The sequence below is a fragment of the Sphingobium yanoikuyae genome, from assembly GCF_034424525.1.
Taxonomy (GTDB): domain Bacteria; phylum Pseudomonadota; class Alphaproteobacteria; order Sphingomonadales; family Sphingomonadaceae; genus Sphingobium; species Sphingobium yanoikuyae.
In genome coordinates this window covers 4,907,812-4,934,113 of record NZ_CP139979.1, presented here as the reverse complement: position 1 = coordinate 4,934,113, position 26,302 = coordinate 4,907,812, and the positions used below count along the sequence as shown (strand labels likewise).

Annotated in this window: 26 protein-coding genes; 11 read left to right on the top strand and 15 right to left on the bottom strand. The window is 65.3% G+C overall.

All coding sequences use genetic code 11. The features are described 5' to 3' along the window. The first annotated feature begins 28 nt into the window (after window positions 1–28). From U0025_RS23010 to U0025_RS22985, 6 genes are all read left to right on the top strand, one after another. Complete coding sequence (locus U0025_RS23010; RefSeq protein ID WP_004210005.1) at window positions 29–166, top strand: hypothetical protein; 138 nt, start codon at window positions 29–31, stop codon at window positions 164–166. Continuing rightward, on the top strand, window positions 159–1,523 hold the full coding sequence (locus U0025_RS23005; RefSeq protein WP_004210003.1) for a putative O-glycosylation ligase, exosortase A system-associated: 1,365 nt from the start codon (window positions 159–161) through the stop codon (window positions 1,521–1,523). The genes U0025_RS23010 and U0025_RS23005 overlap by 8 nt, the downstream gene beginning before the upstream one ends. Next, complete coding sequence (locus tag U0025_RS23000) at window positions 1,520–2,233, top strand: hypothetical protein (RefSeq protein WP_004210002.1); 714 nt, start codon at window positions 1,520–1,522, stop codon at window positions 2,231–2,233. Before U0025_RS23005 ends, U0025_RS23000 begins: the two co-directional genes overlap by 4 nt. Before the next feature lie 78 nt (window positions 2,234–2,311). Further along, window positions 2,312–3,319, top strand: coding sequence for a DNA topoisomerase IB (locus tag U0025_RS22995; RefSeq protein WP_004210001.1), 1,008 nt, complete (start codon window positions 2,312–2,314; stop codon window positions 3,317–3,319). 32 nt (window positions 3,320–3,351) lie between these two features. Continuing rightward, window positions 3,352–4,509, top strand: a complete 1,158-nt coding sequence (locus U0025_RS22990; RefSeq protein WP_004210000.1) for a mechanosensitive ion channel family protein — start codon at window positions 3,352–3,354, stop codon at window positions 4,507–4,509. Between the two features lie 114 nt (window positions 4,510–4,623). After that, window positions 4,624–5,022 carry a hypothetical protein gene (locus U0025_RS22985; RefSeq protein WP_004209999.1) on the top strand — a complete coding sequence of 133 codons (399 nt, stop codon included), beginning with the start codon at window positions 4,624–4,626 and terminating at the stop codon, window positions 5,020–5,022. A gap of 400 nt (window positions 5,023–5,422) precedes the next feature. On the opposite strand, the gene dgcA is transcribed toward U0025_RS22985, so the two are convergent. Next, a complete protein-coding gene (gene dgcA / locus U0025_RS22980) occupies window positions 5,423–6,397 on the bottom strand; it encodes an N-acetyl-D-Glu racemase DgcA (protein WP_004209998.1) in 975 nt (324 codons plus the stop codon). A gap of 103 nt (window positions 6,398–6,500) precedes the next feature. Between dgcA and U0025_RS22975 the strand changes: the two genes are divergently transcribed. Together U0025_RS22975 and U0025_RS22970 are read left to right on the top strand one after the other, a co-directional pair. Beyond that, on the top strand, window positions 6,501–7,793 hold the full coding sequence (locus U0025_RS22975; protein WP_004209997.1) for a class I SAM-dependent methyltransferase: 1,293 nt from the start codon (window positions 6,501–6,503) through the stop codon (window positions 7,791–7,793). Between the two features lie 57 nt (window positions 7,794–7,850). Then, window positions 7,851–9,638 carry an ABC transporter transmembrane domain-containing protein gene (locus U0025_RS22970; protein ID WP_037490876.1) on the top strand — a complete coding sequence of 596 codons (1,788 nt, stop codon included), beginning with the start codon at window positions 7,851–7,853 and terminating at the stop codon, window positions 9,636–9,638. Window positions 9,639–9,662: 24 nt separating this feature from the next. Here U0025_RS22970 and U0025_RS22965 read toward each other — a convergent pair whose 3' ends face one another. From U0025_RS22965 to U0025_RS22945, 5 genes are all read right to left on the bottom strand, one after another. After that, on the bottom strand, window positions 9,663–9,986 hold the full coding sequence (locus U0025_RS22965; protein WP_004209995.1) for a PilZ domain-containing protein: 324 nt from the start codon (window positions 9,984–9,986) through the stop codon (window positions 9,663–9,665). A 179-nt stretch (window positions 9,987–10,165) separates the two neighbouring features. Further along, window positions 10,166–10,588: an ExbD/TolR family protein gene (locus tag U0025_RS22960; RefSeq protein ID WP_004209993.1), complete on the bottom strand. Its 423-nt coding sequence runs from the start codon at window positions 10,586–10,588 to the stop codon at window positions 10,166–10,168. 24 nt (window positions 10,589–10,612) lie between these two features. Beyond that, the gene (locus U0025_RS22955) at window positions 10,613–11,101 is read right to left on the bottom strand and encodes an ExbD/TolR family protein (RefSeq protein WP_004209992.1); all 489 of its coding nucleotides are present in this window, start codon (window positions 11,099–11,101) and stop codon (window positions 10,613–10,615) included. 113 nt (window positions 11,102–11,214) lie between these two features. Further along, window positions 11,215–11,970: a MotA/TolQ/ExbB proton channel family protein gene (locus tag U0025_RS22950; RefSeq protein WP_004209990.1), complete on the bottom strand. Its 756-nt coding sequence runs from the start codon at window positions 11,968–11,970 to the stop codon at window positions 11,215–11,217. Between the two features lie 71 nt (window positions 11,971–12,041). After that, entirely contained in the window at window positions 12,042–12,704 is a 663-nt protein-coding gene (locus U0025_RS22945; protein WP_004209989.1) for an energy transducer TonB, read from the bottom strand. Between the two features lie 249 nt (window positions 12,705–12,953). Here U0025_RS22945 and U0025_RS22940 point away from each other — a divergent pair, with 249 nt between their 5' ends. Together U0025_RS22940 and U0025_RS22935 are read left to right on the top strand one after the other, a co-directional pair. Then, a complete protein-coding gene (locus U0025_RS22940) occupies window positions 12,954–13,832 on the top strand; it encodes a hypothetical protein (protein ID WP_004209987.1) in 879 nt (292 codons plus the stop codon). 109 nt (window positions 13,833–13,941) lie between these two features. Continuing rightward, on the top strand, window positions 13,942–15,246 hold the full coding sequence (locus U0025_RS22935) for a homoserine dehydrogenase (protein ID WP_004209986.1): 1,305 nt from the start codon (window positions 13,942–13,944) through the stop codon (window positions 15,244–15,246). Between the two features lie 20 nt (window positions 15,247–15,266). Here the strand turns inward: U0025_RS22935 and U0025_RS22930 are convergent, their stop codons facing one another. Continuing rightward, window positions 15,267–15,704, bottom strand: coding sequence for a hypothetical protein (locus tag U0025_RS22930; RefSeq protein ID WP_037490872.1), 438 nt, complete (start codon window positions 15,702–15,704; stop codon window positions 15,267–15,269). Between the two features lie 220 nt (window positions 15,705–15,924). Here U0025_RS22930 and glpX point away from each other — a divergent pair, with 220 nt between their 5' ends. After that, a complete protein-coding gene (gene glpX / locus U0025_RS22925) occupies window positions 15,925–16,908 on the top strand; it encodes a class II fructose-bisphosphatase (protein ID WP_004209983.1) in 984 nt (327 codons plus the stop codon). Window positions 16,909–17,003: 95 nt separating this feature from the next. Here glpX and U0025_RS22920 read toward each other — a convergent pair whose 3' ends face one another. The 8 genes from U0025_RS22920 to U0025_RS22885 form a co-directional block, all read right to left on the bottom strand. After that, window positions 17,004–17,381: a MerC domain-containing protein gene (locus U0025_RS22920; RefSeq protein ID WP_004209982.1), complete on the bottom strand. Its 378-nt coding sequence runs from the start codon at window positions 17,379–17,381 to the stop codon at window positions 17,004–17,006. 91 nt (window positions 17,382–17,472) lie between these two features. Continuing rightward, complete coding sequence (locus tag U0025_RS22915; protein ID WP_004209980.1) at window positions 17,473–19,254, bottom strand: sensor domain-containing diguanylate cyclase; 1,782 nt, start codon at window positions 19,252–19,254, stop codon at window positions 17,473–17,475. Between the two features lie 129 nt (window positions 19,255–19,383). After that, window positions 19,384–20,883, bottom strand: a complete 1,500-nt coding sequence (locus U0025_RS22910) for a catalase (RefSeq protein ID WP_004209979.1) — start codon at window positions 20,881–20,883, stop codon at window positions 19,384–19,386. 114 nt (window positions 20,884–20,997) lie between these two features. Next, entirely contained in the window at window positions 20,998–22,470 is a 1,473-nt protein-coding gene (locus U0025_RS22905; protein WP_004209978.1) for an FGGY family carbohydrate kinase, read from the bottom strand. Next, window positions 22,467–23,975 carry a glycerol-3-phosphate dehydrogenase gene (locus U0025_RS22900; RefSeq protein ID WP_004209976.1) on the bottom strand — a complete coding sequence of 503 codons (1,509 nt, stop codon included), beginning with the start codon at window positions 23,973–23,975 and terminating at the stop codon, window positions 22,467–22,469. The genes U0025_RS22905 and U0025_RS22900 overlap by 4 nt, the downstream gene beginning before the upstream one ends. A gap of 143 nt (window positions 23,976–24,118) precedes the next feature. After that, window positions 24,119–24,718, bottom strand: coding sequence for a hypothetical protein (locus tag U0025_RS22895; protein WP_004209975.1), 600 nt, complete (start codon window positions 24,716–24,718; stop codon window positions 24,119–24,121). 143 nt (window positions 24,719–24,861) lie between these two features. Further along, window positions 24,862–25,233, bottom strand: a complete 372-nt coding sequence (clpS, locus tag U0025_RS22890; protein WP_004209974.1) for an ATP-dependent Clp protease adapter ClpS — start codon at window positions 25,231–25,233, stop codon at window positions 24,862–24,864. Between the two features lie 177 nt (window positions 25,234–25,410). Next, on the bottom strand, window positions 25,411–26,277 hold the full coding sequence (locus tag U0025_RS22885) for a phasin family protein (protein WP_004209973.1): 867 nt from the start codon (window positions 26,275–26,277) through the stop codon (window positions 25,411–25,413). Between the last annotated feature and the right edge of the window lie 25 nt (window positions 26,278–26,302).

Below are 26,302 nucleotides of genomic sequence, written 5' to 3'. Positions count from 1 at the left end.
GTCCAGAACCGGCAGATCAAAACACGCAATGATTGATACCCTATCCCTGCTGATCAGCCATGGCGTCATCCTGCTGGCCGCCTGGCGGCTGCTGTCGCGCCCGGACCTGGATCGCGACATCGACACCCCGCCGGCATCGCCGGACGGAGACGCCGCCGATGCGTGACCTGTTCTTCATCGCCTTCCTGGGCGCCTTCTTCCTGATGGGATTCAAGCGGCCTTTTTTGCTGGTCATCATCTACGCCTATATCGACATCGTTTCGCCGCAGCGGCTCTGTTATTATCTGCTCAATTCGATCCCGATCTCGCTGATCGCCTTCGTCTGTGCGGTCGGGGCATGGATAGTGGTGGACGACAAGAAGGATTGCCGCTTTTCCGCGCGGCAGGTGCTGCTGCTCGTCCTGCTGGCCTGGTGCGGCTATACCACCGCGACCGCCGATTTCCCGATCAACGCCGCGACCAAATGGGCCTGGGTGTGGAAGGCGATCGTCTTTGCCGTGTTCCTGCCGCTGGTGCTGCGCACGCGGCTGCGGATCGAGGCGCTGGCGCTGTTCATGGTGCTGTGCGCGAGCACGATCATCATCAATGGCGGCATGAAGACCGCGCTGTCGGGCGGCGGCTATGGCGTGCTCAATCTGATGGTCGACAATAATAGCGGCCTGTATGAGGGCAGCATCATTTCTTGCGTGGCGATCGCGCTGATCCCGATCATCCTTTGGCTGACCCAGCATGGCACCATCTTTCCGCCCGACTGGAAGGTGAAGGCCTTTGCCTACGCGCTTTGCCTGGCCTGCATGCTGATGCCGGTCGGCACGGAGGCGCGCACGGGCCTTGTCTGCTTGGTCATCCTGGCCGGCATGATGCTGATGCGGTCGAAGCGCAAGTTCGTATATGGCCCGCTGCTGGCCTTTGCCGCGCTGGCCGCCATCCCCTTCCTGCCCGCCAGCTTCACCAAGCGGATGCAGACGATCGAGAATCACCAGGGCGACGAGAGCGCCTCCACCCGCGTCGCGGTGTGGATGTGGACGCTCGACTATGTGAAAACCCATCCGGGCGGCGGCGGCTTCGACAATTATCTCCAGAACAGCTTCACCTATTTCGCCCAGAGCGAGGTCGGCGACGGCGACGAGAAGCGGATCGAGCGCCGCCTGGTCACCGACAAGGGCCGCGCCTATCACAGTGCCTATTTCGAGATGCTGGGCGAGCAGGGCTATTTCGGCTTCTTCCTGTGGGCACTGCTGCATCTGAGCTGCTTCATCCGCACCGAATCGATCCGCCGCATGTATCGCAAGCGCGACGGACCGGACGAGGCCTGGATCGCGCCCTTCGCCGTGGCGCTGCAGCAGGGCCATGTCGTCTACATGATCGGATCGCTGTTCGTGGGCATCGCCTATCAGCCTTTCATCTTCATGATGCTCTCGCTCCAGATCGGCCTCGACACTTATTTGACCCGCAAGCGCAAGGACGCCGGACGCGTGCCGTTCTTCCAACAGCCTGGCGCGCAGGCGGGAGTGACGGCATGACCATGGAATTGCGGATTTTGGGCTGGCTTCAGGGACTGATGCTGGGATTGATCCTGGCCGCCCCGCTGCTGTCCCCCGCCTATATGCCATGGGGCGTACAGATGCTGTTTGCCCTGTCCGCCTTCCAGTTGCGGCAGGCCGACCGGCGCTGGGCATTGCGGCCGGGCATGACCGGCTGGTTCAGCCATATCCGCATGGCGCCGTCGCGGATGCTGCCCTGGGCGGCGAGCGCGGTCGTCGCCTTCATCGCGGACGGCCAGGGCGCGGCGGCCCCCGGCGCGATCCTGCTGGCGGCGCTGACCTGCGAATTGCTGCTCTATCCGCTGCTCACCCGCCTGATCGGCGGCTGGCAATGGCGCCGCGCAGCGCTGGCGATGGTCGGGCTGATCGCCACCTGCGCGATCGTGCCGGCCGGCGCGATGCAGAATATCGCCATGTTCGCGCTGGGCGTCACGGGCTGCCTGTTCTGGCTGCGCGGACCCGACGGCGACCTGCGGGCGACCCTGGCGGCCTTTGGCGGCGGGTTTTCGGCGATCATCCTCGCCTTTGCCATGCCCGCCACCATGATGCTGGCCTTCCCGCTGGCGGTCATCAGCCTGATCGTCGGCTGCGCCCAGGCGACGACGGTGCGCCGTCCATTGCTGCCCTGGACCGGCCATTATGGCGCGGGCACCGGCTGGTTGCAGCGGCTGCGATCGCGCCCGTCCTGACAGCGCCGGGCAGGCTGCACGCGGAACGAAGCCGATCATCACGGGTTGGACCGGGAGAAAGAAGGTCGCCCGGTCCCCATGTCGCCCCCCGCCATCATCCACAGCCATGACGGCATGCCCGGCATCAGCCGGCGCGCGCTGAAGCAGGGATGGGCCTATCGCGCGGCGGACGGCAGCCGCATCACCGACCGGGACGAGATCAGCCGGCTGAACGCGATCGCCATGCCGCCCGCATATCGCGACTGCTGGTTCTGCCCCTCGCCCCACGGCCATATCCAGGCGACCGGCTATGACGAGCGGGGGCGCAAGCAATATCGCTATCACCCCGATTTCCGGGCCGCGCGCGAGGCGGAAAAATATGCCGGCTGCCCCGCCTTCGGCCGTGCCCTGCCGCAACTGCGGGCGCAGATGGAGGAGGATCTGTCGCGGCGCGGCCTGCGCAAGGCGCGGACGATCGCGGCGGTGGTGCGGTTGCTGGACCTCGCCAAGCTGCGCGTCGGCAACGAACATTATGCCACCACCAACAAGAGCTTCGGCGCGACCACGCTGCGGCGGCGGCATGTCGACCTGAATGGCCGCAGCCTGACCCTGCGCTACCGGGCCAAGTCCGGCAAGGAACAGCAATTGAGCATCACCGACAGCCGCCTGCTGCGATTCGTGCGGGCGGTGCAGGATCTGCCGGGCCAGCATCTGTTCCAATATCTGGACGAGGATGGCGAGGCGCATCCGATCAGTTCGAGCGATGTCAACGCCTATATCGCGCAGGCCATGGGCGGCGACTTCACCGCCAAGCACTTCCGCACCTGGGGCGCATCCACCATCGCCTTCGAGACGCTGGCGGCGGGCCATGTCTCGCTCAAGGAGATGATCGAGCCGGTAGCGGCGGCGCTGGGCAACACGCCGGCGATCAGCCGCAAATCCTATATCCACCCCGCCCTGATCGACCTGTGCAAGGACGGACAGGATGAATGGCGGCAGGGGCTTCGCCTGCCGCGCCGGACGCGCTATCTGTCGCGTCACGAACGCGGGCTGATCGCGTTCCTCGACGATCTGGCCAACGCGCCCCCGCTGGCAGCAGCAGCCTGATCGAGCCCACGGACCATCAATCAAGGATCAGCATGGCCAACAAGAACGACCCCGGCATCGACATCAGTGTGCGTGCGCCCAACCTCACGGAAATGTGGCATTCGACCATCGCCTGGTTCCAGCTGCATTATATCCAGATCCTGATCGCCATCGGCGCGGCCACGATCATCTATCTGGCGCTCGCCACGTTGCGCCGGATCGGCACCAAGCATCGCGGCCGGCGTGGCGATCCGCTGGGCCTAGGCAATGTGCTGAGCCGCGCGGCGGCGCGCACCACGCAATATTTCATGATCATGGTCGCGGCCCGGCTGGTGGTGGTGTTCGCCGACGCGCCCGCGTCGCTGGACAAGACCGTCACCTTCTTCTTCACCATCGCCGTGGTCGTACAGGCCGCGATCTGGGCACGAGAGATCATCCTGGGCCTGATCGAGCGCAAGACGCTGGCCGACGATGGCCAGGGCGAGACGCTGGCCAATGCGATGGGCCTGATCCGCATCCTGGTGACCTTTGCCCTGTTCGCGATCGCCGCAATCGTGGTGCTCGACAATCTGGGCGTCAACGTGACCGGCCTGGTCGCGGGTCTGGGGATCGGCGGCATCGCGATCGGCCTTGCCGCGCAGGGCATCTTCTCCGATCTGTTCGCGGCGCTGTCGATCATCTTCGACAAGCCGTTCCGCCAGGGCGAGACGATCACCTATGACACGACCACCGCGACGGTCGAGAAGATCGGCCTGAAATCCACCCGGCTGCGCGCCGTGACCGGCGAGAAGAAGGTGATTTCCAACGCCAATCTGCTGCAGAAGGAAATCACCAGCTATCAGACACTCGACCATCGCCGGATCAAGTTCCCGATCGGTGTCATCTATCAGACCGCGCCCGATCTGGCGGCGGAGATTCCTTCCATCCTCAAGACGATCATCGAGGAACTGGGCGGCAATTTCGTGCGCTCCGGCTTCATCGGCTTTGGCGCATCCAGCCTGGATTTCGAGGTCGAGTTCGACGTCTATCTGCCCGGCTGGGACGAAATCTACCTGGTGCGGCACAAGATCGGCCTGGCCGTGCTGCGCGAGTTCAACGCGCGCGGCATCGAGTTCGCCTATCCGACCCAGACGACCTTCACCGCTGCGCCCGACGGCCGGATGATCATGCCCTATGCCGAGGTGCAGCCGGTCCGCCGCGTCGACGAGTAGAGCAGGACGGCTCGCTTCACCGCAGGACCGATTCGGCTGGTCCCCTTTCCGCTTGCCGGCGGGGACCGGCCGCGCCCTTACCGACCCATCACCAATGACTGATATGGATTTGCCATGAAAATGAACCGGATGGCGGCCCTTTGCCTGCTGATCGCTGCCCCCCTTATGGCGCCTGCCGCCCATGCCGAGGGACTGGGCGCCGAAGTCAATTATGGCCGCGCCGACGGCCATTGGGGCACCGAGATCGGCGCCGGCTATGCGCTCGACATGGCGGGCTTCAGCCTGACGCCGGGCGGCGGCGTCTATCTGCGCGATGGCGACACCAAGCTCTATGGCCGGGTCGAGGCGGCCTATACGATTCCCATGTCGGTCTCGATCGGTGCCGGCGTGCGCTTCAGCGGCGACAATACCCGACCCTATGCGACGCTGGCGATGCCACTGATCCCCAAGCTGCGTGCCAAGGCCAATGTCGGCCCGAAATATTATAGCGTCGGCCTGACGCTGGGTTACTGAGCCAAGACAATCTGTCGCGATCGGCGGGCCCGGTAGGGTCACGCCGACGCGACAGCCCCGAAGTTCACAGTGTCGTCGGGCAAATCGGGCCGTTTGCCCCGGATATGCACCACCCACGCCCCTGTCGCGCGACAGCGGCGCGACACCTGGGTCACAGTTGCCTGCCGATCGGGTCACGACCAGGCGACGGTGACGCGCCATCGAGGCGACATTTGGGTCATGCCGCCCACAGGCGATCGGGCGCCCAATGGGTGGCGATGATCGGACTTGCATCGCCGAGGATAGACCAGAGAAAGGCCGAGTAGGAAAGCGGTGGTCGGTTGGGGGCCAGCTCAAGGCGGCCTGCCCCCTCCACCATCCTTCGGATGGTCCCCCTCCCCGCACGCGGGGAGGAATGGTTTCAGCCCTGGCCCCAGAGGGTGCCGGGGTGGAGCAGGCCGTCGCGCAGCGGCAGGGCACCGTCACGATCCTTCGCCAGCAGCAGCGCGCCGTCGAGATCGATCCAGTCGGCGCCCTGTGCCACCAAGGCGGCAGGCGCGATGCCGAGCGAGGTGCCGAGCATGCAGCCGACCATGATGCGAAAGCCGCGGGCCCGCGCCGCCTGTGCCAGAGCCAGCGCTTCAGTCAGGCCACCGGCCTTGTCGAGCTTGATATTCACCGCGTCGAAATCGCCCAGCCGGTCGAGATCGGCGCGGGTGTGGCAGCTTTCGTCGGCGCAGAGCGGCAACGGCGCGCGCAGGCCGGCCAGCCTGTCCTCCCGCCCGTGCAGGATCGGCTGCTCCACCATTTCCACGCCCAGTTCGGCGAGCGCCGCTGCCTCCGCCACGATGTCGCGGTCATGCCAGCTTTCATTGGCGTCGACGATCAGCCGGACGCCCGGTGCGCCGGCGCGCACGGCGGCGATGCGGGCATGATCGCCCTCCCCCGTCAGCTTGCATTTGAGCAGGCCAAAGCCGCGCGCGACGGCCGCGCGGGCATCGGCCTCCATCCGCTCCGGTTCGCCCAGGCTGATGGTGAAGGCGGTGGGCAGCGGCGTCGGTGCAGCAAGGCCGGCCAGTTGCCAGACCGGGACGCCGGCCCGTTTCGCCTCCAGATCCCACAGCGCGCAGTCGAGCGCGTTGCGCGCGGCACCGCGCGGCATCGCCTGCAACAGCGCCTCGCGATCGAGCGGCCCGGCATAGGCGTTGATCGCCGCCGCGCAGCCCTGTGCGGTCTCCCCCTCATAATAGATGGCCGTCCCCTCGCCCCGCCCGACATGATCGCCGTCGCCCACGGTGCAGACGACGACGTCCACCTCCGTCTTGGCACCGCGGCTGATGATGAAGGCGCCCGCCACCGGCCAGCGTTCGACCGTCGCGGAAATTATACGGGTCATCGGCGTTTCCTGCGTCATGATTTGACCAATTGGATGGGCGTCATATGCGTGAAACAGGACTGCTGGCATAGTCCCCGCCTTTGCGACAGGAGCGTATTTCCCCGTGACTTCCCGTGAATTGACCGGCTTCCTCTCGCTGAATGAATCCGACCCCGTGACCGATGACCTGTCCCGCCGCGTGTCCGACATGGCATGGCGCCTGACCTTTGGCGCGATCGGCTGGCCCTGGCTGCTGGCCAGCCTGTCGGGCGGGCGCAAGGCGGACAAACGCGCGCTGCTGGACGAGCTCAAACTGCCCCATGATGCGCTGCCCCATCTGGGAAGCTGGAAGGCCGATGTCGGCTTCCTGCGCCATATCGTGCGCGAGATTGCGCGGCTGCGGCCGACGCATGTCGTCGAACTGGGCGCGGGGGCATCCTCGCTGATCGCGGCGCGGGCGCTGCAATTGCATGGCGGCGGCCAGTTGCACAGTTTCGACCAGCATGGCGGCTTTGTCGACGCGACCCGGCAATGGCTGGCCGACCATGCGCTGGACGTGGATATCCGCCATGCGCCGCTGACGCACGAAAGCGCCGACTGGCCGGGTCGCTGGTATGCGATCGACCGGCTGCCCGAGCAGATCGACCTGATCATCATCGATGGCCCGCCCTGGAGCGTGCATCCGCTGGTGCGGGGCGCCGCCGACAGCCTGTTCGCGCGCCTCTCCTCCCATGGCGTGGTGCTGCTGGACGATGCTGCGCGGCCGGGCGAACGGCTGGTCGCGCGCCGCTGGCGCAAGCGCTGGCCGCATATCGATTTCCGCCTGATGCATGACGGCACCAAGGGGACGCTGGTCGGCCGGCGCCGCGACATGTCGCGACCGGTGGCCAATGACAATGAGGCCGGGCGCGGCTGGCGCCATGTCGGCCGGGCGGCGGCGATCGCGGCGCTGCTGGCGACGGGGTGGATCGGCCGGGGCGCGCTGGGCGAATTTCCCCAGGCGGCGCAGGCCAGCACCTTCCTGGACGAGGCGGCCGCATCGCGCCGCGCCGGCCTGCTGCGCCAGCAGATGGCGTCGCAGGTCGAGAGCGCCAAGCTGGACGATGCCGAAATCCGGCGGTCGACCGGCATCGTGCTGCCGCGCCTGCCGGCCAATTGGCAGGTGCGGGACGTGCAACTGTTCCCGACCGCCGACAGCCCGGCGATCGCGATCGCGCTGACCACCGAAAAGGGCGAGCAATTGTCGCTGTTCGCCGACCGGGCGGAAACGCCGGCGGAAGGGCAGCCGCTGATCGCGGAGCGGCGCGACGGCACGGTCGCCTATTGGGAGGCCGGCGACATGGCCTATGCATTGACCGGCAAGGCGGATACGCCGCGCCTGATGGCGCTGGCCGAACGGATCGCACCGGCGGCCTGAGCGGCGGGATCACGCCCGCCCATTGAGGCGGGCGCGCCGCGCTGCTAACGCCCCGACATGGAGGATGCCACCGCACCCGCGCCGCGCCGCGCCGATCGCCCTGCCCTGTCGAGTCTGGCCATGCTGTGGCGCTTTGCGACGCGCTATCCGGCGCGGATCGCCGGGGCGCTGACCGCGCTGATCGTCTCTTCGGCCGCGACGCTGGCGATCCCGAGCGGCTTTCGCCTGGTGATCGACAAGGGCTTCACCGGCGGCGGCGATATCAGCCGCTGGTTCGAATATCTGTTCCTGCTGGTGGTGATCCTGGCGCTGGCAAGCGCGCTGCGCTTCTATTTCGTATCCTGGCTGGGCGAGCGGGTGGTCGCCGACATTCGCAGCGCGACCCAGGCCAATCTGCTGCGCCAGGCGCCGGCCTTCTTCGAGGAAAACAGGCCGTCGGAGATCGCGTCGCGCATGACGGCGGACACCGCGATCATCGATCAGGTGGTGGGATCGACCGTGTCGGTCGCGCTACGCAACCTGGTCACCGGCATTGGCGGCCTCATCTATCTGTTCATATTGGCGCCCAAGCTGGCGGGGCTACTGATCCTGGGCATACCGGTGATCGTGCTGACATTGGTGACGCTGGGCCGGCGGGTGCGCAAATTGTCGCGCGCCAGCCAGGATCGGCTGGCCGAAGTCGGCAGCGTCACCACCGAAGTGCTGGGCGCGATGAAGATCGTCCAGGGCTTTGGCCAGGAAGGGCGCGAGGCGGCCCGGTTCGACGCGACCGTCGCGAGCGGCTTTGCCACCGCCCGGCAGCGCATATTGCTGCGCGCGGTGATGACCGCCATCGCCTTTGCATTGGTGTTCGGATCGATCACCGGCGTGTTGTGGCTGGGCGCGATCGACGTCGCGGCCGGGCGGCTGTCGGGTGGCAGCATCGCGGCCTTCGTGCTGACCGGCGGGCTGGTGGCCGGCGCGTTCGGCTCTCTGTCGGAAAGCTGGGGCGACCTGTTGCGCGGCGCCGGGGCGGCGAGCCGGCTGGACGAGCTGATGGCGGCCGAGCCGGCGATCGCCGCGCCGGCGGCGCCGGTCGCGATCCCGACGCTGGCCCAAGGCGCGCGGCTGCGCTTCGACAATGTCCATTTCCATTATCCCACCCGCCCCGATCAGGCGGCGCTGAACGGCGTGACGCTCGACATTGCGCCGGGCGAGACGGTGGCAGTGGTCGGCCCTTCGGGTGCCGGCAAGTCGACGCTGATCCAGCTGGCGCTGCGCTTCTATGACCCCGACCAGGGCGAAGTGCGGCTGAACGATGTGCCGCTGCCGGCCGCCGATCCTGCCGTGCTGCGCGCGGTGATGGCAATGGTGCCGCAGGACAGCGTGATCTTCGCCGCCTCCGCTCGCGACAATCTGCGCTACGGCAAATGGGATGCGAGCGACGAGGAGATATGGGCCGCGGCGCGGGCGGCCAATGCCGAAGCCTTTCTGCGCGCCCTGCCCCAGGGGCTGGACAGCCATCTGGGCGAAGGCGGTGCAAGGCTGTCGGGCGGGCAGCGCCAGCGCGTGTCGATCGCCCGCGCGCTGCTGCGCGATGCGCCGATCCTGCTGCTGGACGAGGCGACGTCAGCGCTCGACGCGGAATCCGAGCAGCTGGTCAAGGATGCGCTCGACCGGCTGATGCAGGGGCGCACGACGATCGTCATCGCCCATCGGCTGGCGACCGTGCGGGCCGCCGACCGGATCATCGTGCTGGATCAGGGACGGATCGTGGAACAGGGCGACCATGCGACGCTGGTGGCGCTGGGCGGTCTTTATGCGCGGCTGGCCAGCCTGCAGTTCCAGGACCAGCTGGACGGCTGAACCGCCGTCCCGCCGGACGCGCGGTCAGCGACCGGCGAGGCAGCGCTGGACGATATAATCGAAGATGGCGGGATGGAGCGGGCGCTCGAAGGTGCAGCCCGATTCATGCGCGCGCACCCACTGGACGCGGGCGCGCCGCCCCTCGAAACCCGGCAACATGATCCACAATTCGCTGCCGACGGTGAGCCTCATGAAACTGTGCAGGCGAAAGCCGGTGAGCGACATATCGGCGATATTGCTGGTGAACCAGGTTTCACCCGGACGCCGCACCTTGACGCTGATCACAACGTCGCGCCGTTCGGCAAGCCGGCCCCTGCGTTCCAGTTCGGTCAGTCGTTCAGCACCCATGGTCTACATCCACCCATTCCCCTTCAGCATCGCGCAGGAAGGTAAGGGAAATGTTAAGCGGGAGACGGACGGGCACAAAAAAGGGGCTGCCGAAGCAGCCCCTGGTCTGTGGTCCGATTGATCGTCCGACGGGTCGGAGACGGGAAGTCTGAGACCGACAAGCCCCGAACGATCAGGGATCAGAACGAGCTATACTGCTCGTTGCCGACGAAACCCAGCTTGGTCACGCCCGCGCGCTTGATCTCCGCCAGCACCTCGTCAACGACGACGTAGCGGGTCTGCGCGTTCGGCTGGAACTGCAGTTCCGGCTCGACGGGCAGACGCAGCGACTGCTGCAGATACTGACGCAGGGTCAGCAGGTCGATCGGCGCACCGTTCCAGCTGATCACGCCGCCGGCATCGATCGCGACCTTGTTCTTGACAGGGTCGACCACATTGTCGCTCGGAGGCGCGCTCTGCGGCAGATCGATCTTAACCGCGTGGGTCTGGATCGGAATGGTGATGATGAACATGATGAGGAGAACGAGCATGACGTCGATCAACGGCGTCGTGTTCATTTCCACCATCGGCTCACCATCATCGGAGCCCATGCTCATGGCCATAACGAATTCTCCTTATGCGGCCGATCAGAGGCGGGTCGTCGTCGAACCGGGTTCCGGTTCGGAGATGAAGCCCACCTTCGGGAAACCGGCGCGCTGCATCGTGTAGATGGTGCCGCCGATGCAACGATAGGGGGTATTGATGTCGCCGCGGATATGCACTTCGGGCAGATCCTCGGGCGTCAGATTTTCAACACCACCAGCCTTCTTGATGTCCGCTTCCAGCTTGGCGACGGCGCGATCGAGCAGTTCGTCGGAGCTGACCTTGGTCAGGTTCCAGTAAACCGCACAGCTGCCGTCGGGCGCCGAGGTGACCGACAAGGAAACATTTTCGGGTTTCGTCGTGGTCGGCTCGAACGCCACCTTGGGAAGTTGCAGATCGACCGTCTGGACGACGACCGGGACCGCGATGAGAAAGATGATGAGCAACACCAGCATGACGTCGACGAGCGGCGTCGTGTTGATGTCGGACATCGGCTTGTCGTCACCGCCGTCGGAGCCAACACTCATTGCCATTGATACAATCCTAACCTTGGTGTCGTAGGTGCCCCGTTAACCGGGGCCCCTGTCCGGCAGGGGCCGGGTGGTCGCAGCCGCCACCCGGCGCCCGAACCGGCGTCTTAAGGCGATTAGGCCTTGGTCGGCGCAGCAGCCGGCTTGGCAGCAGCAGCGGCCGGAGCGGCAGCAACGGTCGGCTTCACGGCGCCGTCCGAAACCAGGTAGGCCAGCAGGTCGACGGTGAAGCCGTTCAGCTGTTCCGAGATCGCCTTGTTGCGGCGCTGCAGGAAGTTGTAGGCCAGAACGGCGGGAACGGCCACGGCCAGACCCAGCGCGGTCATGATCAGAGCTTCACCGACCGGGCCGGCAACGGCGTCGATCGAGGCCTGACCGGCAGCACCGATCTTGATCAGAGCGCGGTAGATGCCGATAACGGTACCGAACAGACCGATGAACGGCGAGGTCGAACCGACGGTGGCGAGGAACGCCAGGCCGCCACCGAGCGACGAGTTGATCGCGGCTTCCGAGCGAGCCAGCGAGCCGTGCAGCCAGTCATGGGCTTCGACCGGATCCTTCAGCTTGCCATGCTCTTCCTGAGCCTTGATGCCGTCATCGACGATCTGCTTGTAGGCCGAGTTCTTTTCGAGCTTGGCCGAAGCTTCCTTCAGCGAAGCGGCGCGCCAGAAGGTCGCACGGATCTTCTTGCCCTGGCTGATCACCTTCTGCTGTTCGATCAGCTTGGTGAACAGGATGTAGAAAGTGCCGACCGACATGGCGCAGAGGATGATGAAGACGGTCCAGGCAATGGTGCCGCCCTGCTCCAGGGCTTCCATCAGGCCGTACGGGTTTTCCGGCTTGGGCGCCGCGGCTGCGAGATACATCAACATGTTCAAGACTTCCCTCTCAAAAGGATCGTGAAAGGGGAGAGCGGCGCCGGGCGCCTGCCCTCCCGTTTAAATTACTGCGGGATCCGCCACTGAATGCGGTTCGCGTAGGTCGACGGGATCTTGTTACCCTGGTCATCTTCCGCGGGGCTAAAGCGCGCGCGGCGGGAAACCAGCTTACAAGTTGCGTCGTCCAGTTCAGGCGAGCCACTCGACTGCGTAACGGTGCAGCTCGTGACACGGCCATCGGCGCCCACTTCAAGACGGAAACCAGTGGTCCCCTGCTTTTCTTCACGCAGAGCGCGCGAAGGATAGTCTTCCGTGGTTGCCCAGGAACCCGGATTGCCACGCGGCGACACGCCCTTTGCAGCCTGCTTTGCAGCGGGCGGCGGCGGCGGGGCCGGCGGCGGTGCGGGCACCGGAACCTCATTGAACACCGGCGGCGGCGTCCGAACCGTCTGGATCGGCGGCGCGGGGGCCGGGGTCTGGACGATCGGCGGCGGCGCGACGACCGGCGGAGGCTCAATCGGCTTGTCCGGCGGCGGCGGCGGCGGCTCCTCGTCAGGTGGCGGGGGCTCCTCCTTCACGTCGATCACGTTCAGCTGTTCCGCCGCCTTTTTGACATATTTCATGCCAAGACCGGTGACGAAGGCATAGCCGAGAACAGCGTGAATCAGGGCGACGATGACGATCGATATCGTGCGACTCGATCCTTGCGAGTGGTCAGCATAGGCCATTCGGCAACGACACTCCTTAACTCATCTTACCAGTGGGTTGTACAAATCAGCCAAAAACGGCCCGAGCTGCCCGGGGCTATCCCCGACCACCTTTGGCCCTTATCCGTCCATTTGCTACCGTGCGAACTCCTATCGCGGCGCATCGTGGCACGCAAACGCTTTATCGAACTACCGGCTTGCGTTTACCATCACACACCGGAATGACTTGCCTGTGACATCCCTGCCACGGGCTGACAGCATAGGACGAAGATGCAGAAGAAATCCACCATGGCCATGAAGACACTCGCCTCGCTGTGCCTCATTTCCGCCTCATATACCGCCGTTTTTCCGGCATTTTCTCAGACAAATTCGATGACAGCGCAATCATCGACGGTTGCCGCCGGATTGACCTACGCCGACATTGCGGACCTGTCCGATGCGGCACCGCTGGTTGCCAACGTGCGCATAAGCAACATCGTCCCGTTGAAGCCCGAACAGGCTCCGGACGTCCCCGCGGGCTATCGCAGGGTCTATGTCGAGGCCGAAGTGACCGCACTGATTCGCGGCGAAGGGGGCATAAGCCCGACCGTTGGCTACCTCTATGACGCCCGCCTCGATTCGAAGGGCAAGATACCCAAGCTGAAGAAGGCGCAAGTGCTGTTGTTCGCCCGTCCGGGCGGGCGGCCGGGCCAGATTCAGCTGATTGCGCGCGATGCGCAGATCGCCGCCACCCCCGCCGAGGTCGAACGGGTAAAGACCGTTCTATCGGCGCTGGTTGCGCCGGACGCACCGCCGCGAATCATCGGCCTGGGCGACGCTTTCCATGTTGCCGGCACGATCGCCGGCGAAGGCGAGACCCAGATTTTCCTGCGCACCGAAAATGGCGATCCGGTGTCGCTGTCGATCATCCGCCGCCCCGGACAACAGCCCAGCTGGGCCGTGGCGCTGGGCGAAATCGTCGACGAAGCCGCCCGCGCCCCTGCCCCCGGCAGCCTGCTCTGGTATCGGCTGAGCTGCAGCCTGCCGGCCACTTTGCCGGCCCGCTCGGTTCGCACCCTGGCAGTGCAGGACGCCGAAGCGGCGCGCGCCGATTATCAGTTCGTCCTCAATGCACTTGGCCGCTGCGCACGCAATCGAAAGCCGAACTGACCGCCTACGCACTTATCTTTCAATTAGGCGCCACTGTGCTTTTCCTTGGACAGCGGCGTTCGGGCCGCTATCAGCGCGGCTCTTACAGTGCGAAGGACCAGGAAACGCCATGACCAATCTCCACCGCCATGCCCCGCTGCGCGTCGCGCTCGTTGGCCTCGGAACGGTGGGTGGCGGCGTCATTCGCCTGCTCAACACCAATGGCGACCTGATTGCCCGCCGTGCCGGTTGCCCGATTCAGGTCGTCGCCATCTCCGCGCGCGACCGTAACAAGGATCGTGGCGTCGACCTGTCCCCCTATGAGTGGGTCGACGACATGACGACGCTGGCGACCCGCGACGATATCGACGTGGTGGTCGAACTGATCGGCGGTGCCGACGGCCCGGCCCTCACCCTCGCGCGCCAGTGCCTGGCCGCCGGCAAGCCGTTCGTCACCGCGAACAAGGCGATGCTGGCCCATCATGGCCTCGACCTTGCCAGCCGGGCCGAGAAGGCGGGCGTAGCGCTCAAATATGAAGCGGCGGTCGCCGGCGGCATCCCGGTCATCAAGGGCATGCGCGAAGGCGCGGCCGCCAACGAGATCAGCCGCGTCTATGGCATCCTCAACGGCACCTGCAATTACATCCTGACCACCATGGAGAAGGAAGGCCGGGGCTTTGACGAGGTGCTGAAGGAAGCCCAAGAACTGGGCTATGCCGAGGCCGATCCGAGCTTCGACATTGACGGCGTCGATGCCGCGCACAAGCTGACCATCCTCGCCAGCCTGGCCTTTGGCACCGAACTGGACTTCGACCATGTCGCGACCACCGGCATCCGCCATGTGATCGCCGCCGACATCGCCGAGGCAGCGGCGCTGGGCTTCCGCATCCGCCTGGTCGGCATGGCGGAGAACGGCCCGGAAGGCCTGTTCCAGCGCGTCCATCCGATGCTGGTGCCGCTCGATCATCCGCTGGCCCATGTCGACGGTTCGCTCAATGCCGTGGTGGCCGAGGGCAATTTCGTCGGTCGTCTCTTCTTCCAGGGGCGTGGCGCGGGTGACGGCCCGACCGCTTCGGCCGTGGTTGCCGACCTGATCGACGTGGCGCGCGACGAATATGGCGATGCGCTGGCAATGCCGGTCGCCGCCCTGACCCCGCAACAGCCGGCCGACGCCGGCCAGCGGATCGGCCGCGCCTATCTGCGCTTCAAGGTGCAGGATCGCCCCGGCGTGCTGGCCGAGATTGCCGCCGCGACCCGCGATGCCGGCGTCTCGATCGAGAGCATGATCCAGCGCGGCGCCAACCAGGCCGACGGCGTGCTGGTGGCGATCGTCACCCATGCCGGCGAGGAACGCTGCGTGCGCGAGACGCTGGAACGGCTGGCCGGCTCCGACAGCCTGCTCGACACGCCGATGGTCATGCATATTCTGGATTGATCGCGCCGGGACCGGTGGGATCAGTGCTGGCCGGCGCCCTTGACCGAATCCGGCAGGGGCGGCGGTGGCGCCATGTCGGCGTCGGGGTCGAGCAAATGGGTGATGGCCTTGCCGGCCAGCATGGCAGCGCCCAGGATCGGCACGCCACCACCGACGCAACCCGTCCCCTGCCCGCCGACGACACCGCAGGCGCCTTGCCTGGGTGCGGCAGCGGAAGCGCGGGGCGTGTCACCGGCAAGCGGTCGCCCCTCGACCGGTTCGCGCGGTAGCGGCAGCCGTTCCTTCGCATTGCGCTCCGCCCGGCTGCCGCAGACGACGATGCCGCCGCCGCTGCGATCGCAGGGCCGGACGACAGCGGTGCGCGCCTGATATTGCTCCATCGCGGTACGCTGGGCGAGCGGCGCTTCATCCACCGGCACGATATCCTGCGCGGCCACCGGCGGCAGGCCGATCAGCAAAAGAGGGAAAGACAAGACCCACCGCATGACGACATCTGAACAGTCGAACATGGCGGGATGATGGCAGCGGCTGGACGCTGCGGAATGCCATATAAGGCAAAGGCGCGTCCATCCGTGGCATCACGACTATGAAAAGCTTTGCGAGCCGGGCAAGTTGGGTCGACAAGCAGAGGCGGACATCCTATCGCCCTGCTCTATCAGTTACAGCAGAGGAGTGGCTATGGTGCAGGCTAGTTCGATTCTCGATCGCGTCTTGGTACTCGAAATGGTGCGCGTCACCGAAGCGGCTGCAATCGCCGCATCCAAGCTGGTCGGTCGGGGCGACGAGAAGGCCGCCGACGCCGCTGCGGTCGAGGCGATGCGCCTGGCCTTCAACGACCTCTATATGGACGGCACCGTCGTGATCGGCGAGGGCGAGCGCGACGAGGCGCCGATGCTCTATATCGGCGAGAAGGTCGGCAATGCGATCGGCAAGGGCCCCAAGATCGACATCGCGCTCGATCCGCTGGAAGGCACCACCATCACCGCCAAGGCCGGCCCGAACGCGCTGGCCGTGCTCGCCATTTCGGAAGAAGGCGGCCTGCTCAACGCGCCCGACGTCTATATGGACAAGATCGCCGTCGGTCCGGGCTATCCCGACAACATCATCGACCTCAACAAGTCGGTGAAGGAAAATGTCGAGGCGGTGGCCAAGGCCAAGGGCGTCGATCCGCATGAAATCATCGTCTGCGTGCTGGATCGCCCGCGCCACGAGAAGCTGATCGCCGAACTGCGCGCGATCGGTTGCGGCATCATGCTGATCCCGGACGGCGACGTTGCCGGCGTGATCGCGACCACCAATCCCGAAACCACGATCGACATCTATATGGGTTCGGGCGGCGCGCCCGAGGGCGTGCTGGCCTGTGCCGCGCTGCGCTGCGTGGGTGGCCAGTTCAAGGGCCGCCTGCTGTTCCGCAACGATGACGAGAAGCAGCGCGCTTATAAGTGGGGCATCACCGACCTGGACAAGGTCTATGACCTCAAGGAACTGGCCAAGGGCGACTGCATCTTTGCCGCGACCGGCGTGACCGACGGATCGCTGCTGGCGGGCGTGAAGCATCTGCCGGGCGACAAGCTGACCACCGAGAGCGTAGTGATGCGCGCCAGCACCGGCACCGTGCGCTGGGTCAAGGGCGAGCATCGCGTCGAGCGCAAGGACGCCTGATCGGGCGGACAGGACGAAAAGACGAAGGGGGCCGAAAGGCCCCCTTTTTCGTGGTCATCGATGCGGGAAGACCAGCCCCCGATAATCGCCGGCGGTCAGTGGCTGGCGCGGTGGTTGAGATCGTGGCCGAGCGCGAGGATGGCGACTCCAAGCAGCGTATAGGCGCTTTCCTGCCAGCCATGGTCCATGGTCAGCGCGCCGGCCATGATGCCAAGGCCCAGCGAACCGATCGCGGCGGGCATCATGAAGCGATGGACGAGCGCACCATGACCGAGCGCGATCGCGCCCATCAAGATCGCCAGCGCCAGCCCCGCTTCATGGAAGATCGGACTGTCGAAAATGCCGCCAGCCGATGCCAGCAGGCCCAGCACCACCGCGGTCAGGAAACAATGCGCGACGCACAGGCCCGAAAGCGCCATCGCGAGGCGATCAAGGCGTCCGGATTCCAGGGCGTGACGGAAGCTAAGCAGCATGGTGCGTGCTACATAGTCGAGACCGGCATAAGTTACAACATAACATCACCGATTTTTCGGGCGGGAAAGACGTTCCCGTTCCGCCGGACCGTCAGGCGGCGAAGCGCAGGCAGTTGCGACCGCTGCCCTTGGCGGCATAGAGCGCCTTGTCCGCCGCCTCCATCAGGGTCGCGGCGCTGGCGCTGCCGTCCAGTTCGACAAGGCCCGCGCTGAAGGTGATGGCGATATCCTCGCCATTGCCGAGCGGGAAAGGCCGCACCCCGACGCGGGTGCGCAGATGCTCGCAGATGCGCTCGGCCCGTTCCAGATCGACATCGGGCAGCAGCACGGCAAATTCCTCGCCGCCCAGGCGCCCGACGCTGCCGGTGCCACGCAGTGCCTGGCGCAGCCGCTCGACAAAGCCCACCAGCACCCGGTCGCCGGCAGCATGGCCGTGGCGGTCATTGACCGACTTGAAATGGTCGATGTCGATCAGCAGCAGGCAAGCCTGCCCGCCGGCCGCGACGCGGGCGATCTGGTCGTCCAGCTTTTCCTGCAACGCGCGGCGGCTATCGGCACCGGTCAGGGCATCCTGCGCCGCGGCCTGGTGCAGCGCTCGCTGGCGCGCCTTGTGGCGGGAAATGTCGCGCACCGTGCTGATGACCCCGATCGCCCGCCCCTGCTCGTCCAGCACGGCGCGGACCAGCATCTCGTACCAGTCGAAATCATTGTCCGGCCGGTTGGGGCGAAATTCGACCGCATGCGCCTCCCCCGGATGGGCGAGCGCGCGGCGATGGGTGACGATGGCGAAGGGGCGATATTCCGGGTCGATCAGGTCGACAGCCGGCTGGCCCAGCAACCGGTCGGCGTCGATGCCGATCTGGTCCACGGCCGAGGGCGAGACATATTGGATGATGCCGTCGATGCTGAGATTGACCACGCCATCGCCACTATGTTCGGCGAAGGCGCGATAGCGCGCCTCGCTGTCGCGCAGCATGCGGATCAGCCGGCGACGGCTGTTGAGTTCGGCGGCCACGGGGACCGACAGCAGGAAGCTGAGCGCCAGATAGAATTGGAAGAACTGGATGCGTTCGGGAATGCTGGCCGCGACCAGACGGAGCGGTCCATGGCCGGTCATGGTCGCCGTGCCGCCGATCAGCGCCAGGATGACGATCGCCGCCGCCGACCCCGCATAGCCGGTGCGGAAGGCGATCAGCACCAGCGGCAGCAACGAGGCGAACAGCATGGGATAATCGACGCGATAGAAGATCCACCAGGCGCACAGGGCAAAGGCGGACAGCAGGCCGAACGCCTCCAGCCGCTCGATCGGCCGAGCCTGGCGCGCCCAGCGGCTTACCTCGCCCTGCAGCAGGATCAGCAGCAGCGGCGTGCAGATGAGGCCGCCCAGCACATGGCCGCTATACCATTGCAGCCAGATATGGGGAAAATCACCACCCAGCAAAGTGGAGACCACCAGCCCGGCACCGATACCGGCAAGGACATTGGCAACGCCCGCCAGTGCGAAGATGAAGATGCACAGTTCGCGCATCGATGCGGCGATCTGTCGCCCGACACCAAGCCGGCGGCAGATATAGGCAACCACCAGCGCCTCCCCGACATTGAGGATAGCCATCGGCACCGCCGCCATTGCGCCGATGCCGAACAGCGCGGTCGCGATCGTGCTGGCGATCATGCAGGAGAGGATGAGACGCGGCCAGGCGCGCATGCGCGCGGTCATCATTTCCGCCATCAGCAGGGCATTGGCGCCCCAGATGAACGCCAAGCCGCCTTCGAATCGCGAGGTCAGCAGAGCAAGCGACGCGACCGCAAAGTAAAGCAGGCCGGTAAATACCGACATTTTCAGGGAAATATGGCGAAGGGCGGGCCGCGTCATGTTCCCATCCGGGTTAAGCGGACAATGTTAATATATATTCCTATGCCGCCGACTATTTCACAGCGAATAGATAAAAACAGGCCCCGGTGATCATCATCGGTGCCTGTTTTTACAATATTACAAGTCTATTCAACTGGATGCGTCAGCCAACAGCGCATCGGTCGGGGCCGAAATCGACGGATTGCGATCCTTGATCGTCGCCCGCGCCTGGCGCACGCCGGCGCCATAGTCGGGATGGACCTGATCAAAGAGCTTGCACTGGCGCTCCTCGATCTCGTCCGGGATATCGCCCATGGCGGCGGCGATATTGGCGAAGAGCCGCGCCTTCTGCGCATCGTCGAACAGGTTGAACAGCGCGCGCGGCTGGCCGAAATCATCATTGCCTTCGCGATGATTATAGCGGTCGGCATCGCCCGAAATCTTCAGCGGCGGCTCCAGAAAGCGCTGATCCTCGACCGGGCCGCCAAAGCTGTTGGGCTCATAATAGGCGGCCGGGTTGGGGTTGTTCGGGAAGAAGCGCATCGCCCCGTCCTTGTGATAATGATGCACCGGGCATTTGGGGGCATTGACCGGCAGCGCCTCATAATGGGTGCCGATCCGGTGCCGGTGCGCGTCGGCATAGGAGAAGATGCGCGCCTGCAGCATCTTGTCGGGCGAGAAGCCGATGCCCGGCACGATGTTGGACGGCGAGAAGGCGGCCTGCTCGATCTCCGCGAAATAATTGTCGGCGTTGCGGTTCAGTTCCAGCACGCCGACGTCGATCGGCGGATAATCGGCATGCGGCCAGACCTTTGTGAGGTCGAACGGATTATAGGGCGTCTTGTCCGCATCCAGTTCCGGCATGATCTGGACCTGCATCTTCCATTTGGGGAAGTCGCCCTTCTCGATCGCCTCGAACAGATCCTCCTGCGTGGATTCACGGGTGCGGCCGACGACATCCGCGGCCTCCTCATTGGTCCAGTGGCGATGGCCCTGCATCGTCTTGAAGTGGAACTTCACCCAGAAGCGCTCGCCAGCGTCGTTGATGAAGCTGAAAGTGTGGCTGCCATAGCCGTTGATGTGGCGCACATCGGTCGGCAGGCCACGATCCGACATCAGGATCGTCACCTGGTGCAGCGATTCGGGGCTCAAGGACCAGAAGTCCCACATCGCCGTTGGCGAGCGCAGATTGGTGCGCGGATGACGCTTCTGCGTGTGGATGAAATCGGGGAATTTCAGCGGATCACGCACGAAGAAAACCGGCGTGTTGTTGCCGACCAGATCCCAATTGCCCTCGGGCGTATAGAATTTCATCGCGAAGCCGCGCACGTCGCGCTCGGCATCGGCCGCGCCCAACTCGCCGGCCACGGTCGAGAAGCGCAGGATCATCGGCGTCTGCGCGCCCGGCTGCAGCGCCTTCGCCTTGGTATATTGGGAGATGTCGCCGGTGATGGTCAGCGTGCCATAGGCACCCCAGCCCTTGGCATGGACGACGCGTTCGGGAATGCGTTCGCGATTCTGGTGCGCCAGCTTTTCGAGCAGCTGATAATCCTGGAGCAGCAGCGGACCGCGCGGGCCTGCGCTCAGGCTGTTCTGGTTATCGGCAATCGGCGCACCCGCGCTTGTCGTCATCACTGGCTTATCGACCATATCGTCCTCCTCAGCTTTGGATGAGAACAGGCTAAGGCCCCGCGAAGTTTCAGAAAAACTGATTAAATCGGATTGGGTGATCGATTTTTACGGTCAATCTGAAGATCGCCCGATTCAGGAGGTCAGCGCCCGATCGCGCAGGCAGTGCCATGCCGACAGTCGCGCATCACGCGGCTGCGGCAGCATCGCCGGATCAAATCGAGTCGTCTTCCCTGCCATCGTCGCGGCCTCGTCCAGGGAGCGGAACAATCCAGCCCCCAGCCCTGCCAGCATGGCCGCACCCAGCGCCGTGGTTTCCACATCCGCCGGACGATCCACACTGACATCAAGCATATCAGCGATATCCTGGGCGATCCAGTCATTGGCGCTCATGCCACCGTCGATCCGCAACTGGCGCCAGGGCGCGCCGTCGGCGGCGAAGGCGGTGGCGAGGTCGGACAATTGGTGCGAGAGGGATTCGAGCGCGGCTCGGACGATATGCGCGCGGGTCGATCCCTGGGTGAGGCCAGCGATGACGCCGTTCACATCGGGCCGCCAGTGCGGCGCGCCCAGCCCCGCCAGCGCCGGCAGCATCAGCACGCCGCCGCTGTCAGGCACGGAGCGGGCCAGCGCCTCCGTCTCCGCCGCTGATCCGATCAGGCCGAGCTGATCGCGCAGCCATTTGATGAGATTGCCGGCAATGAAGATCGATCCTTCCAGCGCATAGATGCGCTGGTCGCCGATCCGGTAGAGCAGAGTGCCGAGCAGGCGATGGCGCGAGGCCGGCATCTGCGCGCCCATATTGGCGAGGATGAAGGCGCCGGTGCCCAGGGTCGCCTTGGCATCGCCAGGCGTCAAGCAGGCCTGACCGATGCTGGCCGCCTGCTGATCGCCCGCCAGTCCGCGGATCGGGATGGCGCCGCCGAACAATTCCCCCAGCGTCTCGCCAAAGGTGCCGGCATTGTCGACGATTTCGGGGAGCGCGGCACAGGGCACGCCGAACAGGTCGCAAAGCGCCGGATCCCAGTCGGTGCCGTCGAGCGCCACCAGCTGGGTGCGGCTGGCATTGCTGGCGTCGCTGACATGCAGGCCACCGGTCAGTTTCCATACCAGCCAACTTTCGATCGTGCCGAGCGCCAGCCTATCCCCCGCCTCTGCCACGGCCGGGACATTATCGATCAGCCAGCGCATCTTGCTGGCGGAAAAATAGGGATCGACGACAAGGCCGGTACGCTGTTGCAGCATCGCTTCATGACCGGTTTCGCGCAGCGCCGTGCATTGCGCCGCCGTGCGTCGATCCTGCCAGACGATGGCGGGTGCCAGCGGTTCGCCGGTGCGCCGGTCCCAGGCAACCACCGTCTCGCGCTGGTTGGTGATGCCGATGGCTGCGATCCGGTCCGCGCCACCCGCCCGGTCCACCATCTGGCGGGCACAATCGCGCGTGCGGGTCCAGATTTCGGCGGCGTCATGCTCGACCCAGCCGGGCTGTGGATAATATTGGGTCAGTTCCGCCTGCGCCATCGCGATGCGGCGGCCGTCGGGGGCATAGAGCATCGCGCGGGTCGAGGTGGTCCCCTCGTCCAGCACCAGCAGATAGCGGTCGGTCATGCCCTCTCCTCAAGCCAGGCATCGAGCGCGGCCAGTTGCGCGGCGTCGAAGCGCAGACCCAATTTGGTCCGGCGCCAGAGAATATCCTCACTGGTCTCTGCCCATTCGCGCGCGAGCAGGTAGCAGAGTTCCGCTTCGGTCAGGCCATGGCCGAAATCCCGGCCCAGGTCCGACCAGTCGCGCGCCGCGCCCAGCCAGTCGCGGGCACGGGTGCCATAGGCGCAGCCGATCCGTTCGGCCGTGTCGAGATCGAGGAAAGGATAGTCGCCCGCCAGCGCGGCGACGAGATCAGCCAGGCCGGTCATCGGGAAATCGCCGCCGGGGAGCGGCGCATCCGCCGTCCAGTCATCGCCCGCGAGCGCAGGCACGAGCGGCTTCAGCAGGGCGATCGCATCGGCCGCGAGATGACGGTAGGTGGTGATCTTGCCGCCATAGATGCTGAGCAGCGGCGGCGCGTCCTCCTCCCGGTCGAGGTCGAGATGATAGCCGCGCGTCGCCGATTCCGACCGGGCCGATCCATCGTCGATCAGCGGCCGGACGCCGGCAAAGGCCCAGACGACATCGGCGGGGCTGATCGACCGGGCGAAATAGCGGTTCGCGCCCTCGCACAGATAGGCGATTTCCTCGGCACTGGCCTCGATCGGATCGACGCCATCCTGATGATCGCGGTCGGTGGTGCCGATCAGCGTGTAGAGATGCTGATAGGGGATGGCGAAGAAGATGCGGCCGTCGGGCAGCTGGAAGAAATAGGCCATGCCATGGTCGAACAGGCGCGGCACGACGATATGCGATCCGCGCACCAGCCGGATGAGCCGATCGGCGCGGCGATCAGCCCGATCCAGCAGGTCGAGCACGGCGGGACCAGTGGCATTGACCACGACCCGCGCATGGAAGGTCTGCGCCTGCCCGGCCGCATCGCGCGCATGGATGCGCCAATGATCGCCGGCCTGCTCCAGCCGCAGCACCTGCATGCGGGGGCGGATATCCGCGCCATGATCGGCGGCGTCGCGGGCATTGAGGATGACCAGGCGGGCGTCGTCGACCCAGCCGTCCGAATAGACATAGGCAGGGCCGAACCCCGCCCGCAGCGGCGCGCCGGCGACATGCTGGCGCAGGTCGATCGCCTCCGTCGCCAGCAGGGCGCGGCGACCACCAATATGATCGTAGAGGAAGAGGCCGAAGCGCAGCAGCCAGCGCGGGCGCAGCCCCTCGACCCAGGGCAGGACGAAACGCATCGGCTGGATGATGTGCGGCGCGATGCGCCACAGCCTTTCCCGTTCAGCCAGGGATTCGCGGACCAGGCCGAAGGCCCGATGTTCCAGATAGCGCAGCCCGCCATGGATGAGCTTGGTCGAGGCCGAGGAAGTGCCCTGTGCCAGGTCGCCCCGTTCGAGCAGCAACACGCTGGCCCCCCGCCCCGCCGCATCGCGCGCGATGCCGCACCCGTTCACCCCGCCGCCGATCACGGCAAGGTCGTGGATGAAAGGGGCCGTCTCCTGCGTCACGCCGCCCTTCTAGCGGCAAAATGCTGCCCCCGATATTAACGAAGGCAAGATCGTGAAAATTCATCCGGCCAGCCCCATGCGCGATAGCCCATGGTGCCGGCCGGATGTCTGCGAGCCCCCGCGCTCGTCAGAAGGGCGCGCCGTCAGGCGAGGCTGTCGACCACCAGACCGCTATTGCTGCTGCTCGTGGCGCTGCTGGTCGATCCGTAGAGCGACTGGCTGAGGCTGGAGCGGAGATTTTCGAGGAAGGCGATGATCGAATCCAGCTGATCGGTGGCGCTGGTCGCGCTCGTCTCGCTGGTCGTGCTGTCGTCATCGCTGCTGTCCTCGACCGGGCGCGGCGGCGGTGGGCCGCGCATGCCTTGCGGCCCCTGCATCCCGTCCATGGCGGCCAGGCCGTCGATGCTCATCTCGTCGCCAGACGACGCCTCCGCGCCGCCCGGTCCCTGGGCAAAGAGGCTCTGCAACTGCGCCGCCTGATCCTCGGTCAGGGTGCCGGCCGACACCTGCTCGTCGATCAGGGAATCGATCCGATCCTTCATCGAGGACGGATCAAGCCGTGAACTGCCCGAACTGGCGGAGCTGTTGAGCGCGGAATCGATGGAATCGAGCGCGGTTTCGAGCGCGTCGCCATCCGTTTCCGAGATGGAACCGGCCTCCACCGCGGCGTCGATGCGATTGGTCATCGACATGCGCGGCGATGGCGGCATGGTCATGCTGTTGTAACTGCTGATAGTCGTCATGCTGGAAGTCCCCACTTCGTTTAGCGGGACCATTCATGCCGAATAAGTCTGAAAAAACATTGTATTTCAATCATGTAATTGATTGAAATAGAGGCGCTACACTGACCAAGAAAAGGTTAAGCGCGCGCCCTTACCCGATGATATCAGGCCTTTTCCAGCGTGCATTGCAGCGGATGCTGGTTCTGCCGGGCGAAGTCCATCACCTGGTTCACCTTGGTCTCGGCCACTTCATAGCTGAAGATGCCGCACACGCCGACGCCGCGCTGATGGACGTGCAGCATCACCCGCGTCGCTTCCTCCATGTCCATGCGGAAGAAATGCTGAAGGACATGCACGACGAACTCCATCGGCGTGTAATCGTCATTCAGCATCAGCACCTTGTAGAGCGACGGCTTCTTGGTGCGGGTGCGGGTACGCGTGGCGACGCCGATGTTCGGGTCATTGTCGCCCGTATCGTCCTGATCCGGACCGGCCCTGAAGGGCGCGCCTGCCGATGCGTTGAAGAGATGGTTCATGATGCAGAAGAATATGGCGATTTGTCCTGCCAAGGCAAGGGGGCCGACCGCATGCCATCGCTGCGTAACCACGTTTCCCCGGCGAGAAAAAAGGCGATGCTCCGACCGGAGCACCGCCCTTGTTCGTCATCCCGGCCGGATATCGGCCCGGGAATTCGGCTGTGAAATCAGCCCGCCTCAGGCGGCGAGCGACTTCACCTTGTCGGTGACCAGGGTCACGCGCGCGGTCAGCGGCTGGCTGATGTCGCCGGCCAGCTTCATGAAGGCTTCGCTGCTCTTGGCGGCTTCCTTGGTGAACTCGTCGAAGCTGCTCGACAGGAACTGGCTCTGCAGCTGGAAGAATTCGGTCGGGGTCTTGGCGGTCGAGAAGCTCTTGATCGAGGCAGTCGCCTTCTCGAAGCTCTTGCGGCTGTAGTCGACGGCTTCCTGGCCCAGCGTCTCGAAGCCCTTGGCCGCGATCTTGCCCGATTCCACCAGCGCTTCGACATTGCCCTTGGCGATGTCGCTCAGCTCTTCCATCGCCTTGGTCGACTTTTCGACACCGGCCTTCGCCTTCTCATTCAGGTCGGCATAGGCCGTTTCCATCTTGGCCTTGGTATCTTCGGCGAACTTCTTACCGGTTTCGAGGATATCGTTCATGATCAATGTTCCTTCCGTGGCAGGCAGCGTCTTCGCTTTGGTCTTCGGGGCGGACACAGGCTCCGGAGCCACTACCGCCTCAACATCTTCAACAATCGGTTCGGGTGCGGCATCCACCGCCGTCGTCGCCGCGACCACCGCCACCGGATCGGCAACGGGTGCCGGTTCCGCAGCAGGGGCTTTAGCAGCAGCAGCGACCGACGCCGGCTTCTTTGCTACCGGCTTGGGCGCGGACGCCTTTGCCGGAGCAGCCTTGGCGACGGGTTTGCGCGGGGCAGGCTTTTTGGGCGCGGGCTTTTCACCCAGGGCGGACTCAGCCGCCTTGAGTGCCTCACTGGCAGACAAGGTTGCGGAACCGCTTTTCGCGACCGGCTTGGCACGCGCAGACTTAGGGGTAACGGCCATCGACCATCCTCCGTTTGTTGCACTG

What these genes read in the sequence shown, in the direction of transcription:
- U0025_RS22940 (WP_004209987.1), top strand. Translation starts at nt 12,954, where the DNA reads ATGCAGAAGAAATCCACCATGGCCATGAAGACACTCGCCTCGCTGTGC.
- U0025_RS22990 (WP_004210000.1), top strand. Translation starts at nt 3,352, where the DNA reads ATGGCCAACAAGAACGACCCCGGCATCGACATCAGTGTGCGTGCGCCC.
- dgcA (WP_004209998.1), bottom strand. Translation starts at nt 6,397, where the DNA reads ATGACCCGTATAATTTCCGCGACGGTCGAACGCTGGCCGGTGGCGGGC.
- U0025_RS22995 (WP_004210001.1), top strand. Translation starts at nt 2,312, where the DNA reads ATGTCGCCCCCCGCCATCATCCACAGCCATGACGGCATGCCCGGCATC.
- U0025_RS22955 (WP_004209992.1), bottom strand. Translation starts at nt 11,101, where the DNA reads ATGGCAATGAGTGTTGGCTCCGACGGCGGTGACGACAAGCCGATGTCC.
- U0025_RS23010 (WP_004210005.1), top strand. Translation starts at nt 29, where the DNA reads ATGATTGATACCCTATCCCTGCTGATCAGCCATGGCGTCATCCTGCTG.
- U0025_RS22950 (WP_004209990.1), bottom strand. Translation starts at nt 11,970, where the DNA reads ATGTTGATGTATCTCGCAGCCGCGGCGCCCAAGCCGGAAAACCCGTAC.
- U0025_RS22910 (WP_004209979.1), bottom strand. Translation starts at nt 20,883, where the DNA reads ATGGTCGATAAGCCAGTGATGACGACAAGCGCGGGTGCGCCGATTGCC.
- U0025_RS22920 (WP_004209982.1), bottom strand. Translation starts at nt 17,381, where the DNA reads ATGCTGCTTAGCTTCCGTCACGCCCTGGAATCCGGACGCCTTGATCGC.
- U0025_RS22885 (WP_004209973.1), bottom strand. Translation starts at nt 26,277, where the DNA reads ATGGCCGTTACCCCTAAGTCTGCGCGTGCCAAGCCGGTCGCGAAAAGC.
- U0025_RS23005 (WP_004210003.1), top strand. Translation starts at nt 159, where the DNA reads ATGCGTGACCTGTTCTTCATCGCCTTCCTGGGCGCCTTCTTCCTGATG.
- U0025_RS22985 (WP_004209999.1), top strand. Translation starts at nt 4,624, where the DNA reads ATGAAAATGAACCGGATGGCGGCCCTTTGCCTGCTGATCGCTGCCCCC.
- U0025_RS22935 (WP_004209986.1), top strand. Translation starts at nt 13,942, where the DNA reads ATGACCAATCTCCACCGCCATGCCCCGCTGCGCGTCGCGCTCGTTGGC.
- glpX (WP_004209983.1), top strand. Translation starts at nt 15,925, where the DNA reads ATGGTGCAGGCTAGTTCGATTCTCGATCGCGTCTTGGTACTCGAAATG.
- U0025_RS22960 (WP_004209993.1), bottom strand. Translation starts at nt 10,588, where the DNA reads ATGGCCATGAGCATGGGCTCCGATGATGGTGAGCCGATGGTGGAAATG.
- U0025_RS22915 (WP_004209980.1), bottom strand. Translation starts at nt 19,254, where the DNA reads ATGACGCGGCCCGCCCTTCGCCATATTTCCCTGAAAATGTCGGTATTT.
- U0025_RS22945 (WP_004209989.1), bottom strand. Translation starts at nt 12,704, where the DNA reads ATGGCCTATGCTGACCACTCGCAAGGATCGAGTCGCACGATATCGATC.
- U0025_RS22905 (WP_004209978.1), bottom strand. Translation starts at nt 22,470, where the DNA reads ATGACCGACCGCTATCTGCTGGTGCTGGACGAGGGGACCACCTCGACC.
- U0025_RS22965 (WP_004209995.1), bottom strand. Translation starts at nt 9,986, where the DNA reads ATGGGTGCTGAACGACTGACCGAACTGGAACGCAGGGGCCGGCTTGCC.
- U0025_RS23000 (WP_004210002.1), top strand. Translation starts at nt 1,520, where the DNA reads ATGACCATGGAATTGCGGATTTTGGGCTGGCTTCAGGGACTGATGCTG.
- clpS (WP_004209974.1), bottom strand. Translation starts at nt 25,233, where the DNA reads ATGAACCATCTCTTCAACGCATCGGCAGGCGCGCCCTTCAGGGCCGGT.
- U0025_RS22895 (WP_004209975.1), bottom strand. Translation starts at nt 24,718, where the DNA reads ATGACGACTATCAGCAGTTACAACAGCATGACCATGCCGCCATCGCCG.
- U0025_RS22970 (WP_037490876.1), top strand. Translation starts at nt 7,851, where the DNA reads ATGGAGGATGCCACCGCACCCGCGCCGCGCCGCGCCGATCGCCCTGCC.